14 protein-coding genes are annotated in these 15,478 nt (G+C 43.7%); 10 read left to right on the top strand and 4 right to left on the bottom strand.

What is annotated here, in order from left to right; genetic code table 11:
* The first annotated feature begins 106 nt into the window (after positions 1 to 106).
* From fadB to IEE84_RS11720, 4 genes are all read left to right on the top strand, one after another.
* Positions 107 to 2,266, top strand: a complete 2,160-nt coding sequence (fadB, locus tag IEE84_RS11735) for a fatty acid oxidation complex subunit alpha FadB (protein WP_191114291.1) — start codon at positions 107 to 109, stop codon at positions 2,264 to 2,266.
* Positions 2,267 to 2,496: 230 nt separating this feature from the next.
* Complete coding sequence (fadA, locus tag IEE84_RS11730) at positions 2,497 to 3,669, top strand: acetyl-CoA C-acyltransferase FadA (protein WP_191114290.1); 1,173 nt, start codon at positions 2,497 to 2,499, stop codon at positions 3,667 to 3,669.
* Between the two features lie 284 nt (positions 3,670 to 3,953).
* Entirely contained in the window at positions 3,954 to 4,529 is a 576-nt protein-coding gene (locus tag IEE84_RS11725; RefSeq protein ID WP_101205330.1) for an isochorismatase family protein, read from the top strand.
* 238 nt (positions 4,530 to 4,767) lie between these two features.
* Complete coding sequence (locus IEE84_RS11720) at positions 4,768 to 5,397, top strand: HD domain-containing protein (RefSeq protein ID WP_191114289.1); 630 nt, start codon at positions 4,768 to 4,770, stop codon at positions 5,395 to 5,397.
* Between the two features lie 94 nt (positions 5,398 to 5,491).
* Here the strand turns inward: IEE84_RS11720 and asd are convergent, their stop codons facing one another.
* Positions 5,492 to 6,328, bottom strand: coding sequence for an archaetidylserine decarboxylase (gene asd / locus IEE84_RS11715; protein WP_191114288.1), 837 nt, complete (start codon positions 6,326 to 6,328; stop codon positions 5,492 to 5,494).
* A 274-nt stretch (positions 6,329 to 6,602) separates the two neighbouring features.
* Here asd and dtd point away from each other — a divergent pair, with 274 nt between their 5' ends.
* The 3 genes from dtd (at position 6,603) to phoR (ending at position 9,022) form a co-directional block, all read left to right on the top strand.
* Positions 6,603 to 7,055, top strand: a complete 453-nt coding sequence (gene dtd, locus IEE84_RS11710) for a D-aminoacyl-tRNA deacylase (protein ID WP_191114287.1) — start codon at positions 6,603 to 6,605, stop codon at positions 7,053 to 7,055.
* Positions 7,056 to 7,167: 112 nt separating this feature from the next.
* On the top strand, positions 7,168 to 7,872 hold the full coding sequence (gene phoB / locus IEE84_RS11705) for a phosphate regulon transcriptional regulator PhoB (protein ID WP_057761786.1): 705 nt from the start codon (positions 7,168 to 7,170) through the stop codon (positions 7,870 to 7,872).
* A 58-nt stretch (positions 7,873 to 7,930) separates the two neighbouring features.
* The gene (phoR, locus tag IEE84_RS11700) at positions 7,931 to 9,022 is read left to right on the top strand and encodes a phosphate regulon sensor histidine kinase PhoR (protein ID WP_191114286.1); all 1,092 of its coding nucleotides are present in this window, start codon (positions 7,931 to 7,933) and stop codon (positions 9,020 to 9,022) included.
* 107 nt (positions 9,023 to 9,129) lie between these two features.
* Here phoR and IEE84_RS11695 read toward each other — a convergent pair whose 3' ends face one another.
* Positions 9,130 to 9,720 (bottom strand): M23 family metallopeptidase, encoded by a 591-nt coding sequence (locus IEE84_RS11695; protein WP_191114285.1) that lies wholly within the window; start codon positions 9,718 to 9,720, stop codon positions 9,130 to 9,132.
* 196 nt (positions 9,721 to 9,916) lie between these two features.
* Here IEE84_RS11695 and IEE84_RS11690 point away from each other — a divergent pair, with 196 nt between their 5' ends.
* Entirely contained in the window at positions 9,917 to 10,639 is a 723-nt protein-coding gene (locus IEE84_RS11690; protein ID WP_191114284.1) for a putative quorum-sensing-regulated virulence factor, read from the top strand.
* Positions 10,640 to 10,687: 48 nt separating this feature from the next.
* On the opposite strand, the gene IEE84_RS11685 is transcribed toward IEE84_RS11690, so the two are convergent.
* Positions 10,688 to 11,533 carry an alpha/beta hydrolase family protein gene (locus tag IEE84_RS11685; RefSeq protein WP_416383494.1) on the bottom strand — a complete coding sequence of 282 codons (846 nt, stop codon included), beginning with the start codon at positions 11,531 to 11,533 and terminating at the stop codon, positions 10,688 to 10,690.
* Between the two features lie 422 nt (positions 11,534 to 11,955).
* On the opposite strand from IEE84_RS11685, the gene IEE84_RS11680 reads away from it, so the two are divergent.
* Positions 11,956 to 12,639 (top strand): LOG family protein, encoded by a 684-nt coding sequence (locus IEE84_RS11680; protein WP_057761780.1) that lies wholly within the window; start codon positions 11,956 to 11,958, stop codon positions 12,637 to 12,639.
* A 131-nt stretch (positions 12,640 to 12,770) separates the two neighbouring features.
* On the opposite strand, the gene IEE84_RS11675 is transcribed toward IEE84_RS11680, so the two are convergent.
* A complete protein-coding gene (locus IEE84_RS11675) occupies positions 12,771 to 14,390 on the bottom strand; it encodes an FAD-dependent oxidoreductase (protein ID WP_191114282.1) in 1,620 nt (539 codons plus the stop codon).
* A 557-nt stretch (positions 14,391 to 14,947) separates the two neighbouring features.
* Between IEE84_RS11675 and IEE84_RS11670 the strand changes: the two genes are divergently transcribed.
* A complete protein-coding gene (locus IEE84_RS11670) occupies positions 14,948 to 15,385 on the top strand; it encodes a COG4315 family predicted lipoprotein (protein ID WP_224737788.1) in 438 nt (145 codons plus the stop codon).
* Positions 15,386 to 15,478 lie beyond the last annotated feature (93 nt).

The following is a 15,478-nucleotide window of genomic DNA, read 5'->3' as shown; positions in this document are numbered from 1 at the left end:
TTTATAACATGACAAGCGCACAGTGCTATTACCCATTTTACTAACAGTAACTGGCTATTTATTTTAATTCAAAACGTAGCTTTCGTTATATAGAAAGGAGTTTCAAATGGTATACCAAGGAAATCGCATCACGGTGACAATGCTAGAGGATGGCATCGCCAACATGCAGTACAACGCCGAAAATGAGAGCGTGAACAAATTTGATGCCGAAACCAACAAACAGTTTGGTGAAGCAGTTAGTGCGTTAGAAAAAGCCGACAACGTAAAAGGTCTTATCGTTACTTCAGCCAAAGGCGTGTTTATCGCTGGTGCTGATATCACAGAATTCGTCGGTTCTTTCAAAAAATCAGAAAGCGAGATCAAAGATTGGGTCGTTCATGTTAATGACGCTTTCAATCGTTTTGAAGACCTACCATTCCCTAAAGTTGCGGCTATCAATGGCGCGGCGATGGGCGGCGGTTGTGAAATGACTTTGGTTTGTGAATACCGTGTCATGAGTGACAAAGCCATCATCGGTTTGCCAGAAACTCAGCTAGGTATCTTCCCAGGTTTCGGCGGTACAGTTCGTAGTACGCGTATCATCGGTATCGATAACGCACTTGAGCTGATCGCGACTGGTAGCCCAAAGAAAGCATTGGCAGCATTGAAGCTAGGCTTGGTTGACGCGACTGTACCTGCTGATGACTTACAAGATGCAGCAATTGATCTAGTCAGAAAATGTATCTCAGGTGAGCTTGATTGGAAAGCAAAACGTGAAGAAAAACTGGCTCCAGTTAAGCTAAACCAGCTTGAGCAAGCAATGGCGTTCAACAGTGCTAAAGGTGCTATTTTCGCTAAAGCCAATCCTAAGCAATACCCAGCACCAGCAATCGCTATCGAAACGATTGAAAAGCACGTTAATTTATCACGTGACAAAGCAATCGAAGTAGAAGCTGCTGGTTTTGCAAAAGCCGCTAAGACGCCACAAGCAGAAAGCTTGGTTGGTCTATTCTTAAACGATCAGCTAGTCAAAAAACTGGCCAAAAAACACAGCAAACAAGCACATGACATCAGCGAAGCCGCTGTATTAGGCGCTGGTATCATGGGTGGCGGTATCGCTTATCAAGCAGCCAGCAAAGGCTTGCCAATCATCATGAAAGATATCAAGTCTGAGCAATTAGATCTTGGTATGGGCGAAGCAAGCAAACTGCTTGGCAAAATGGTAGAACGCGGCAAGATGACCCCAGCAAAAATGGGTGAAACCTTAAGCCGTATCCGTCCTACTTTGAACTACGGTGATTTTGCTGAGACTGATATCGTTATCGAAGCGGTTGTAGAAAATCCAAACGTGAAGCGTGCGGTACTTAAAGAAGTAGAAGGTCTAGTAAAAGACGACTGTATCCTAGCGTCAAATACCTCGACTATCTCTATTACGTTCCTAGCAGAAGCGCTTGAGCGTCCAGAAAACTTCGTCGGTATGCATTTCTTCAACCCAGTACATCGTATGCCATTGGTAGAAGTTATCCGCGGTGAGAAATCATCTGAAGAAGCCATCGCGACTACTGTTGCACTTGCTTCTAAAATGGGTAAAGTGCCAGTAGTAGTTAACGACTGCCCAGGTTTCCTCGTAAACCGTGTATTGTTCCCATACTTTGGCGCGTTTGACTTGCTACTTAAGCAAGGTGCTGATTTTGCTCATGTCGATAAAGTGATGGAAAAATTCGGCTGGCCAATGGGCCCTGCATATCTAATCGACGTGGTCGGTCTAGATACAGGTGTACATGGCGCAGCAGTGATGGCTGATGGTTTTCCTGATCGCATGAAGCCTGATTATAAAGGTGCTATCCAGCATCTATATGACAATGAGCGTCTAGGTCAGAAAAACGGTATCGGTTTCTATAAATACGAAATGGACAAGCGCGGCAAGCCAAAAAAAGTTGCTGATGAAGCCACTTACGAGTTGCTAAAAGCCACGACTGACAGCGAAAAGCAAACGTTTGACGATCAAGCAATCATTGATCGCACTATGATTGCCTTCTGCAACGAAACGGTTCGCTGCCTAGAAGACAACATCGTAAGCACACCAAGCGAGGCCGACATGGCGATGATTATGGGCGTAGGTTTCCCTCCATTCCGTGGTGGTCCTTGCCGTTATGTCGACCAAATGGGTCTAGATAACTACTTGGCACTATGTGAAAAATACGCACATCTTGGTAAAGCTTATGAAGCGCCACAAAAGATTCGCGACATGGCAGCCGCAGGCGAGACTTTTTACGCAACAGCGTAATAGTCAGTCATTACTAGGATGAAGTGCAGTACGTTTGCTATTTTGCATGAAAGCAATTGAGACATGAATCGTCTCCAATAGCGAACGTACGATTATAGTTGGTTCAATTTAACGCTAGTACGAGTAAATCAAGCGCAAATGTACCTATTGTACTTTGAGCGAGATTAATGAGGTAATAGTCGTAAATTGGGCTGACTACACTGACAATAAAAATTGAAAAGGAATATGGTATGACAATTTTAAGTCCAAAAGATGTGGTCATCGTAGATGGCGTACGCTCGGCAATGGGCAAAACCAAAAACGGTATGTTCCGTCATGTACGTGCTGATAGCATGTCAGCGGAACTAGTACGTGCGCTAGTAGAACGTAATGACTTTGATACCAATGATATCGAAGACATTATCTGGGGTTGTGTCAACCAGACGCTAGAGCAAGGCTTGAACATCGGTCGTAACATCGGTTTGCTAGCTGGTATCCCAAAGACTGCTGGTGGCCAAACGGTTAACCGTCTATGTGGTTCTTCTATGCAGGCACTACATACTGCCGCTGCACAAATTATGACCAACCAAGGTGACGTATTCATCATCGGTGGTGTCGAGCACATGGGTCACGTCGGCATGATGCACGGTGTTGATCTAAACCCTGCTGCTTCTAAGCATTATGCAAAAGCGTCAAACATGATGGGCTTGACTGCTGAAATGCTAGGTCGTATGAACAACATCACGCGTGAGGAGCAAGATGCGTTTGGTCTTGAGTCACATCGCCGTGCATGGGCTGCAACTACTGAAGGTCGTTTCGACAATGAAATCATCGGTATCGAAGGTCATGATGCTGCTGGTCGTCTGCAACTATGTACGGTTGATGAAGTGATTCGTCCAGATGCAACGATGGAGCAAATGCAAAAGCTACGTCCAGCGTTTGATCCAAAAGGCGGTACAGTAACAGCGGCAACTTCATCTGCATTATCTGACGGTGCGTCAGCGATGCTAGTAATGAGCGCACAAAAAGCCAAAGATCTAGGTCTAAAGCCACGTGCCCGTATCCGTAGTATGGCTGTGGCTGGTTGTGATGCAGCTATCATGGGTTATGGTCCTGTACCTGCTACCCAAAAAGCATTGAAGCGTGCTGGCATGAGCATTGATGACATGCAAACCATCGAGCTAAACGAAGCATTTGCTGCTCAAGGTCTATCAGTATTAAAAGGCCTGAACCTATCTGACAAGCAAGACATCGTTAACATCAACGGTGGTGCCATTGCTCTAGGTCATCCACTAGGATGTTCAGGCGCTCGTATCACAGTGACATTGCTAAACGCGATGGAGCAGTCAGATACTGAAATCGGTCTAGCGACGATGTGTATTGGTCTTGGCCAAGGTATCGCTACTATTATTGAGCGTGTGTAATCTTATTTATATAAACAAGATTATTTGAACACTCAATAAACAGCTACTCGCTAACGAAGAACCTCTAGTCATCATGGCTGGAGGTTTTTTTATGGTCAAATTAATAGTTAGCCAGTTAGTAAATCATAGAGTCGAAAAACACAGTATTACGGAGATTAAAAATTATCTCCATTGACGCATTCATGAAACTATGACTAAATAAGAGAAAGATGAACCATGGCACTGTTTATGATAATTCTAAAATAGTTTTTAGTTGCAACTGTCAGCCGTACAAGGAGTGTACTATGTCTACTATGATTAATGATCGCACCTATCGAATCGCTCGTGAGAATACCCAAGCGATGATTGTCGATGTGCAAGAGCGCTTAACGCCGCATATCTACGATCACGAAAATATCGTCAAAAAAACCGTTACCTTGATTAAAGGGCTGCAAGCGCTCAATATTCCAATCATGCTCAATGAACAATATAAAAAAGGCTTGGGCGATACTTTACCAGAGCTGCGCGACGTACTCGAAGGAGACAATGCCAAAAGCTTTGAAAAGGTTACGTTTAGTGCCTGCGACAACAATGATTCATGGCATCATTTGGCTCAGCAGAACCGTAGTACCGTGTTGCTTTTTGGTGCTGAGGCACATGTCTGTATCATGCAAACGGCACTAGATTTATTGGACAATGGTATGCAGCCTGTCATCATTGGTGACGCCGTGGGTTCTCGTTTTCCTTATGATAAAAAGCAAGCAATTCGCCGTATTCGCCGTGCAGGTGGGGTGATTAGTACTGTCGAATCAATCTTGTTTGAGCTATGCCGCAGCAGTGAAGATCCTGCATTTAAAACCATTATTAATTTGATCAAGTAAGTGGCTAAGCCTTAGTTGCTCAAAGACTTGGATAAATAGAGATTCAATTTAACCATTTATCTTCTAATTTATAATAGATAGCGCTTGGTAAAATAAGCGCTATTTTTTTGATAACGGTAATAGTCTTTTAACCATTGCTAGATAGCAAACTAACCATAATACTTTGAGCAATGAAATTTAAAATCGCCAGAAATTATAAGCATTAAAACCAATAACTAGAGAAAGCCAGAGAAAATCAATGTCGCAAGCCAGCTCTATATCACTCACTCATTCCGAATCTACTTCACATATCGATATCGATGATGTCACTCATTTCTTATTGGAGTTAGATGCGCTCAAACGCGTGAATCGCCGAAGCTATGTGACACAGACCACTCGCAAAGAAAACTCTGCCGAACATTCTTGGCATTTAGCGATGGCCTGTTGGTCGATTGCTGAATTATTTGCGCTAGATGTCAATCATGAAAAATTGCTGAAGATGGCATTGGTTCATGATTTGGGTGAGATTGATGCGGGCGATACTTTTTTGTATGCCGATACGCGTACTGATGCACACGTCGAAGAGCGTGCAGGCATTGCCAGATTGCAACGTGAGCGAGGCAATGGCATTAGTGATTTAAGCGAGGTTTGGGAAGCGCAAGAAACAGGAAGTAGCAAAGAGAGCCAGTTGCTCAGAGTGGTCGATCGCTTATTGCCGTTTTTACTCAATCTAAATACCGATGGTAAAACGTGGATTGAGCTTGGTGTTACGCGTTCGCAAGTGGCAGGTGCGCATGCATTTATCAAAGACAGCTTTCCTCCTATCCATGATTGGCTCTCACATAATATTGAATACGCAACTCAGCAAGGCTGGTTAATTGACGCGTAAGTCTGCATAAGTAACAGACATAAAAAAAGCCCAATAAAGCATGATGATTTACGCTTAACTGGGCTGATATTTTCAGTACTCTTATACAGGCGTGTTATTGAGCGTTTGCCATTCCTAGCAATTGACCCATTTGCACGACGCTGTTGGCTTGCATACTATCTATCCAGTCAGCCTTTGCTGCTTTTGGTAATACTACGATAGCCGTTGAGCCCAAATAAAAGCGTCCAAGCTCTTCGCCTGCTGCAAACTGCATGTCATGATTGGACTCGAATATGTCGTCAGTACGAGCAATTTTGCCAGTGGCGACAGTTTCAATACCAGCGACGATCATAGCACCAACCATCACAACAGCTGCTTTGCCGTACTTGGTATCAAACATACAGACCAGACGTTCATTACGCGCAAACAAGTCTGGCACGTTAGCCGCCGTAGTATTATTGACCGAAAACAGGGTGCCAGGCACATAGCGAGTCTTGGTTAATGTGCCAGTAAATGGCATATGCACACGGTGATAATTACTAGGCGCTAAGTAGATAGTCGCAAAACTACCATCAGCGAAATAACTGCCATCTTCACTATCAGCAAGTAGTTGGCCGACATCATAGTGACGACCTTTGGCTTGTAGTAGTTTGTGGTCTTCGATTTGTCCTAGCTGAGAGATAATACCGTCCGCAGGACTCACGATACCGTTTGCAGTGGCGTCGATAGTACGAGCATCTTCTTTTAACTCACGAGTGAAAAAGTCATTAAAACTCTCATAAGCGTTAAGGCTTTGGCGTTCGTACTCGTCTAAGCTGATATTATAAGCTTTGGCAAAGCTACGGATAAAGGTGCGTTTGACATAAGGGTGGCGACTGGCGGCCAAACGTCCAGCGACTTTACTGAGCTTTTGCTGCGGCACAAGCTGTTGTAAGGTGGTAAATACATTCATAATAAGGCTACCAAAATAAGGTGTAATGTAATAGGGGCGTGTTGGAAATTCGACCATGGCACTGACAGTGGATAAAATTGCGCCATACTACGTTGTAAATCTAGATAAGGCATGAGCATTATCGTCGTTTTACGCCTTGTCTGGAACAGTTTTAGCGATCCGCAGTACCTATTTGTGAATATCAAACACGCCCTAATAATAGTTAAGTTAATGACGGTATTTTATCATGGACAGCATATTATTGTATGGCCATAATCTGTTAAGGAATTAGTAAATGAAAGCACTCATACAACGGGTGAAGCACGCTAGTGTGGTCGTCGATCAACAGTGTATCGGTGAGATTGGGCATGGGGTATTGGCATATATTGGCTTGGGGCACGAAGACGATTTTGCCGCTGCCCAGCGTATGATTGATAAAATATTGACCTATCGCATTTTTGAAAATGACGATGATCCGGCCAAATTTGGTAAACTGGATAAAAACGTTCAGCAGGTTGCTGGTGGGCTATTATTAGTTTCACAATTTACCTTGATGGCAAAAACAGACAAAGGGCGCCGACCAGACTTTGGTGGTGCGATGGCACCTGCTGTGGCGCAAGCGTTATTTGAACAACTGGTCGACTATGCCAAAACTAAGCACCCGAACGTGGCAACTGGTCAGTTTGGTGCTGATATGCAAGTGTCGAGCGTCAATGATGGGCCGCTCAATTTTTTACTAGAAATCTGATTTTGGAGTGTCATCAAGCTGTCATAATTAATCCGTTTAATAGGTAGAGACTGGTGAGTATATATCGCCTTTTTACATGCTAGATTTTGTCCTCTAACACCGAGAATGTCCTATGTATAATGAGCAAATTTTGATTGTTGAAGATGAGCCTGCGATTCGTGAAATGGTTGTCATGACGCTAGAGATGGCTGGGTTTGATAGCTTGCAAGCGGCAGATGTGTCAGAGGCGCATCAGCAAGTGGTCGATCATAGACCGTCATTGATACTGTTAGACTGGATGTTGCCAGGTGACAAGAGCGGTGTGGATTTTTGTCGTATGCTCAAAAACGATGAGCTACTCTCTGAAATACCAGTCATTATGCTAACGGCAAAAAGTGAAGAAGACAGTAAGGTGCATGGTCTTGATGCAGGCGCAGATGATTATATGACCAAGCCTTTTTCGACTCGTGAGCTGATTTCTAGAATCAAAGCCGTACTACGCCGCAGTAGCGCGATGAGCAGCGACAAACCTATCGAAATTGGACAGTTAAGTCTAGATACTAAGAGTCAGCGCGTGACAGCTGCAGGTAAAATCGTTGATGTTGGGCCCACAGAGTATCGCCTATTGGCATTTTTTATGAGTCACCCTGAGCGCGCCTATACACGCACGCAGCTGCTCGATCAGGTATGGGGCGGCAATGTATATATCGAAGACCGAACCATTGATGTGCATATCAAACGTCTACGTAAATTACTGCGACCTTATGACTGTGATACATTGATACAGACGGTACGTGGAACAGGCTACCGATTTTCTAGCCTGATTGAGCCAAGTTAATCTTGTACATATAATGCCGCAGCAATATTGAGGCAGCGGATAGTGGTAAGGATAAAAAATGGACAAGATAGCGCCAGCACAAAGTGAGCAATCAGCTCTACTAGAGCAAATATCTACTCAAAGTACAGCGGAGCAACTCAAAAAAATCGGCAGTGCACTACGAGCCCTGCGTGATGCAGTGATTTTGCTCAATAATACTGACGGTTTAGAGTGGTGGAATCAGGCAGCACAAGACTTATTGCTGCTACAGCCAGAGGACAAAGGTCAAAATATTTTTGACTTTATTACTGTACCTGAGTTCCGCCAGTACTATGAAGGTACAACGATACCCAACGATGGCGTCCATATAGAATCATGGCGAGATCCTAGTCGCTACTTGAAGTGTGAACTGACTCCTTTCGGTGATGAAAAACTGCTGTTTGTATATGACGTGACCCGCCTGCGGCATTTAGAGCAAATGCGTCAAGATTTTGTGGCGAATGTCTCGCATGAGCTTAGAACACCATTAACTGTGATGATGGGCTATCTGGAAAATTTCTCCGATCAGCCAGATATGCCGCCGCAATGGCGTCGCGGTTTTGAGCTGATGACGCAGCAAACTGCCCGTATGAACAGAATTGTGAACGACTTACTGCTACTGTCTAAGATTGAAATCGAAGAGTCACACGAGCTGCATTATATAGATATGACTAAGCTACTAACCAATATCTACGACGATGCACAGGCCTACAACCAAGCATACAAACACATCATTCATTTGCATATAGATACGTATGATGGGCTGTACGGGTCAGAGATGTACTTAAATAGTGCGCTATCCAATTTGGTAATCAATGCGATCAAATATACGCCAAAGGGTGGCAATATCACTATCAGCTGGACAAGGACGTCTGATGGTTGCCGTTTCGCGGTTGAAGATGATGGGATCGGTATTGCGTCAGAGCATATCGCCCGTTTGACAGAGCGTTTCTATCGTATCGACAAAGGTCGCAGCCGTGCGACAGGTGGTACGGGGTTGGGACTAGCGATTGTAAAACATGTATTACACCAGCACGAAGCGCAATTGCAAATCGATTCAGTAGAAGGGGAAGGGTCGACATTTAGTGTGGTATTTCCCTCAAATTACGTCAGATCTGTCACAGCCAATTAATATGATTTCTAGTCTGTATTAGCGTTGGTTTTTCGGCTTCAGTTTTGTGATTAATGCAAACTTAGCACTACTTCAGCTCGGGGCAACGATATACTTTTCTGTATTCGTTAATCCTTTTGCAAAAGCGGATAAGGATTGACCGCACTGCCATTAATATAGATACCATAATGTACGTGTGTCGGTGTCCCTTTTGCATTACCGCTATCACCCACATAACCTATTACATCACCCTGATTGACCCAGTCATTGGGAGAGATGTCAGCATAGTCTTCTAGATGAGCATAGTAATGTCCTGCGCCACCAGGCCCTACCACCACGACCACGCGCCCACCCAATGTGTTTTCACCAACCTTGCTTACCACACCTTGCGTAGTCGACTGCACGGGAGTATTGCGCGGTGCAAAGATATCGATGCCTTCGTGGGAGCGGCCTTGGCTACGTGCCGCGCCCCAAGTGTCTGTCAGGTCTCGTTCTGGTAGTGGACTGGGCAAGCTGTTTTCGGTCGGCAGCTCTTGTTGCAATAGACTTAATTGTTGCCATTTGGCAACCACAAATGACTGCGTCTGTTGGCTGATACTAGGTAGTAGTTTATCGAAGACAAATAACAGTGCTAGCAATACAGTAGCCTTAATCAATAGGCTTATTAAACGACTGAAAAGAGAAGGTCTGGGAGGCTGGTTGTTTCCATCTGCTAGCATTGATGTCTCATATATATTTTATATCATTTGAGATTTTATTATAAAAGCTTCGTCTGATAACGTATGTATCGCATTGTTATCTATCGTTTTTACCCCCATAGATATCTTTATGGTTAAGGATATAGACAGCAAATATAGTTTATTTACTTAACATTTCTGCTGAGCATAGACAGTTGCTACTGATGGGTAATACTTTATGAATGATGCTTTTAAGCCTGCTGATATTTCTGCCACGCGCGAAACAGCACTGGTTATCGATACCGAAACAGATCAGGGCAGTGATCCCAGACCCATCCAAGTTGCTACTATCAATGTAGCAACTGGTTTTGAGTGGATGAAATACTTTAATAGTGGTCGATCTATTTCACCTATTGTCATAAAGGTGCATGGTATTACCGATGATGATGTGGCTGGACTTGAGCGCTTTGAGTTGGAGCAGTTTGAATTACCAGAGTACTTGATTGGTCATAACGTACGTTTTGATTGGCGAGTGATTGGCAGTCCTTCTGCTAAGCTGATTTGTACAGTGAGACTAGCGCGGGCAGCCTTTCCAGAATGGCGTGCTTACGGTCAGTCTAAGTGTATCGAGCAGTTATTGGGTAAAGGTGAGGCGAGTGTAATGACGATTGCCGCTCATGACGCGCTTGGCGATGCTCGAATGTGCTATCTGCTGTATCAAGCATGCTGCGAGCGTCTAGAAATTGCGCCGACAGACTTTGCAGCGGCACATGCTATCTCCAATAAGGCGACTCCTGTGAACAAGATGCCGTTTGGTAAGCATAAAGGCAAGCCTATCAAAGATGTGCCTATCAGCTATGTTAAATGGATGATAGGCAATATTCATAATATGCAGCCGTCGCTGTATTCGGCACTGACTAAACGCTTAAAACTGGATGAAGCAGAAAACGCAAAAAAGTAATCTAAGTTATTACGTAGCCAATATATAAGAGGCCACGTGACGATAAGGTTATGGTTGGTCGTGCAACCATGTCACCGCCATCTGCCATAGCTGCGGAGCTTTGATATTGGTCTTACTGCTGAAATAGCGCATATGACCGATATGATTTAGTCCAAAATCCTCAGGGTCTAAGAAACGCTTTTCTACGGGCATTTTTGTAAATACCCTTATCATATCGTCCATGTTTTCACTGTTGGCGATATCGTCATCGCTAAAGCCAAGCCACAGTGCTGGCATACTGAGCTCATCGTAGAAATGCGTGTGTATGCTTTTGCCAAATGCGGTTTTGATATAGCCTGCGCCATTGCACCATTCACGCCATTGACGCGCTACTCCGCGTGGTAGCGGCTCACCCATACCGATTTTGTCTGACGGCGTATAGCCTAGTGTTAAATTAGTGAATGGAATAAACGCATCCATAAAGCCCATAGCTTTGAGTTTATATGGCATGCCCATGTTTTTGATACGCCCTGACGAGCAAGCGACATTGAACACTGAGCCAATCGCCTGATAATTGGGCATCAAGCCAATGAGCTGACCACCTGCGCTATGACCGATAAGATGATAAGAAGCCTCAGGAAACTCATCTTGTAAGGCATCAAGTACAGCTGGCATGTCGTGGCGACCCCAACTGATCAAGGTAGCGCTACATTTTGCCAGATCGGTCGATAGTGACTCACCAATTCCTTCGTTATCAAAGGTCAGCACCCCAAAGCCGCTTTCTGCTAGATAGGTCGCAAAATTATGATAAAAGTGACGCTTAATACCTGTGGCTGGTGCCATCATGATTGCTTTTTTTGTCGCATCTTTAGGGCGATAGACAGTGGCTGCCAATGCTTGGTTGCGATCGGTCATGATGCTTAATGAGTAAATATCAATATTGCTCGCGTCATGCACATTACTTTTATTAGTGAGATTGCTATTAATCACAGAGCTTGATGGCTCGGCGGTAGGAGAGGCATTGTGATTATCCATGAGTATACCTTAGTATTTTTATTAGTAGATAATGAATATCGAGCTATGATGAACAATAAATGCGCATCTTGAAAGTGTAGTCGTTGCGTAGTGATAAATCGTTGTGACTATGTGGTAGCATTGCTTATGTTAAGATAAATGCTGGCAAGACAGTTGCGCAAATATGACTTCCAAGTTTCGTATGACTTGGCGAGTTTGTCTTATGAATCATGTGCATGACAATATAAATGATAGGTGTCGGTATGCAGCCTTCACTAATAACAAGCACTCAATAAAAACTGACAGGTAATTAAGGAAGCTATATGCAAATGAAAATCAACGATGATACTTATGACGTAATCACAAGCAAAGACATTACAAATATCGAAAAAGCAGTCGACAAGTCTGCCTTGTCCATGCCGCTCGTGGCTGTGTATTGCGGTTCACGCTTGGGCAATGGTGACGTATATGAACAGGCAGCACGCGAACTCGGCAGTGCATTAGCAAATAATGGCATGGGGCTAGTATATGGTGGTGCTAGTATCGGTCTGATGGGCGCAGTTGCGGATGAAGTAATCAATGGCGGCGCGCAAGCAGTGGGCGTGATTCCAACCTTTATGCTCAAGCACGAAATCGCTCATGAGCAGCTGACTCGCTTGCATTTGACTGACACTATGCACACGCGTAAGACCGTCATGGCAGAGTATGCTGATGCCTTTATCACGCTACCAGGCGGGCTAGGAACGTTAGAAGAGATTATGGAAATTGCTACGTGGCGTCAATTGTACCAGCACGAAAAACCAATGATTATTCTAAATATCAATGGTTTTTATGACCGTATGATTGAGCATTTGAAATATACCACTGAGCAAGGCTTTATGAAGCAGGAAGATTTAGATCGTCTAGTGGTGTGCAATACCATCAGCGAAGCGATCGATATGCTACAAACAGTAGTGACCATAGATGATGCTGTGGATACAGAGAAAATGGCAGGCAGTAATAGTTAAGCCGTATCGCTATTCATACACAGCAAATGATTAAATATTAAAAGCTATTGCAAAAAAGGAGCAGATAACCAAATCTCGGTTATCTGCTCCTTTTTTATATGTATTAACAACCTATCAGCGAATCATGCCTATTAGGCATCAGCAGGCGTGAGATCGTCCAATGCTACTTCACGAATACTATGATTGACATGAGCCATCGCGATTGGGAATCCCCGCTGCTTAGCGAGCTCACGTGCAACCTCATCGACAGCGAGGCTATCGTTATGGACAAGGTACGACCATTCATGGGCATAGCGACTACGATTCAGAGGTGTATCGTTCTCTATCAAACCTAGATCTGTCAGCTCATTAACGATTTGATCAGCGGCAATCAAGGTCGAAGATGCTTTGACGTTTTCTGCACGGGCATAGCGTATATTAGAGTATAAGCTCACGTCAGCGACTCGCAGCGTATCATCTTGTCCAGGAATCTGCTGTCCACCATATAGTGCGTTACCAACAGTACGTGCGCTGTTAAATGTCGGTACAAACTCCGCTACATACTCAATCGCTTGCTGACTACGTGCCTGTAGGGGCGCTTTATCCCAACCGTCTTCAATATAGTGCATATATTGCTGTGGCAGTTTTGGCTGCGCACTGTCTTCACTTGATGCGACAAGACCATCATCAAACAGAGTAATGGCTTTACTCATACCATGAATCTGAAAGTATCCGCCAGGGTAGGGAGTAAGCTGCGCCATGCCTTCTGGCGTACCTCGTTGACCATAGACGATAATCTCTGGTATCTGTCCACCAGCATCGCCCCAATGAGTCACATAAGACGATTTGAACTCGACCATACGTGTGACTTCGACACCAATCATATCGTCAATAACACCCGTACGGAATCCGCAAGCGTTGACTAGGTAATCAACTTCGATAGACTCAGGCTGAGAGTCATGTTCTTGACTATGGATCTGTTGATAGTCGATACGCCATTTGGTGACATGATGGTCAGCGTTGGTACAGTTCTCACAATCTACCGGAACGACTTTTTGCACAGCAGTTTCGGTAAATACATGCGCATTGTCGTACTCTTCAAGTGCAAGCTTGGCAGAAGCGGCTAAACGAAAAATGTTCCAGCCATATTCTTGGACAACAATTAACGGAAATTTAACTTTGTTCAAATCTAAGTATCTAGCGACCGGAATCATCCATTCATCAACTGTACTTGGTACAGCGACTTGCTCACGTTCAGACAGCACAATTAATTGCTCATGGCTGTAAAGTTGATAGTAATCTTCAGGCTCGCCCAATACCTTATTATTAGCATCTTGCTCGATCAGTTCTTGATAAGCATCAGTCAGAATATCTAAACGCGGTAGTAAATCTTCAGGCAGCCCCTCGTCACGTGTCGGTACGGCAAACACAGTAGGACGAACGTCAATAGTATGCGGATACAAACGCAAAATATCGATACACTGCTTAAGCAGTGCTACGCAATCCTCGTCCGGTATTTCACGGTACAAGTTACCACCTGCGTGCAAATGACACATAGGTGGTCCATCAATAAGTGATTTTTTCTTCTCAAATAAGTAGGTCTCTAATCCTAACGCAGCAAGTCGAATCGCAATCGTTGATCCCGCAGTACCACCGCCCAAAATGCCAACACGCTTTTTAGGTTGAATGTTTTTTGCCCCGTAAGATAACACCTCAGAATGAGCGTCACGATTAAAGGGTTGAGCGTAGTTTTTATCAAAAGACTGAGTCATTGTCGTCGTTGTATCCTTAATAGCATCTGTATTAGGCCGTGCTCGGTATATTTATTCAATGTTCTATATTTCTTGATATGCGTGCGAAGGTAATTAAGTTCAACACACAAATCTGAACTTCAATAGTCATCTTTTCTATTGTTTAGCCATTCTTCATCTCTATAGGTTTATTTTACGAAGAACTACAGGCAATATGATGGGAAATACGTAAGAAGATGCATGAGTTTTGTCAACGAGTCGCTATATGTGTGAATTTTTTCAGACAAATGAACCTGTGTGAAAATAGAGTAAACGAGAGAGGTGGCAAACTTGTGAAATCAAAAATAAGCTCGTTTTATTGTTTTGTAAAATTCGACCACTTTTGTAAGCGTATATATTGATTATCAAGATAATATAAAACCATATGCTATATTTATTTTGCTTAACAAGAAGCGTAGGTTCTGTTTTGATGACTGTTCAAAACTACAAATATCAGAATTGACAAAAGGGACAGTCGATAAAGTAAACGACAACAGGCTTATCGCTATGAAAAATACGACTAAAATTACAAGGAAGTTATGATGAAAAATATAATGATGCTATCGGCACTAACAGGTGTATTGGCACTAACTGGCTGTACTACCTTAAAAAACGTAGTCGGTAATGATATGTCGGGCACGCATGAAGTACAGGCAACCAACAATAATACAGCGCCAGTCACTAGTAAGAATGGGGTGTTGGTGGATTCTACTAACCATATGACGTTATATACGTTTGATAAAGATTCTATGAACCAGTCAGATTGTGGTGCAGCCTGCCAAGTTGTGTGGCCAATCTTCAAAGCGCCTAGTGATGCTAAAGCCTCAGGTCAGTTCGCTGCATTCAAGCGTGAAGATGGCAAATATCAATGGGCAATGAACGGTAAGCCTTTATACTTCTACGCTAATGACACAAAAGTTGGTGACAAAGACGGTGATGATAAACTTGGCGTTTGGCACGTTATCCCAAGTAAATAACAGGTGTTAGATATAAACTAACTCGAAAACGTTAAGATAAAAAAGCAGCCTGTCCTCAATTACAGAGGCAGGCTGCTTTTTGTTTGTTTGGTG

It is taken from the genome of Psychrobacter sp. 28M-43 (assembly GCF_014770435.1).
Classification (GTDB): Bacteria; Pseudomonadota; Gammaproteobacteria; order Pseudomonadales; family Moraxellaceae; genus Psychrobacter.
This window is presented reverse-complemented; position numbering and strand designations above follow the sequence as displayed.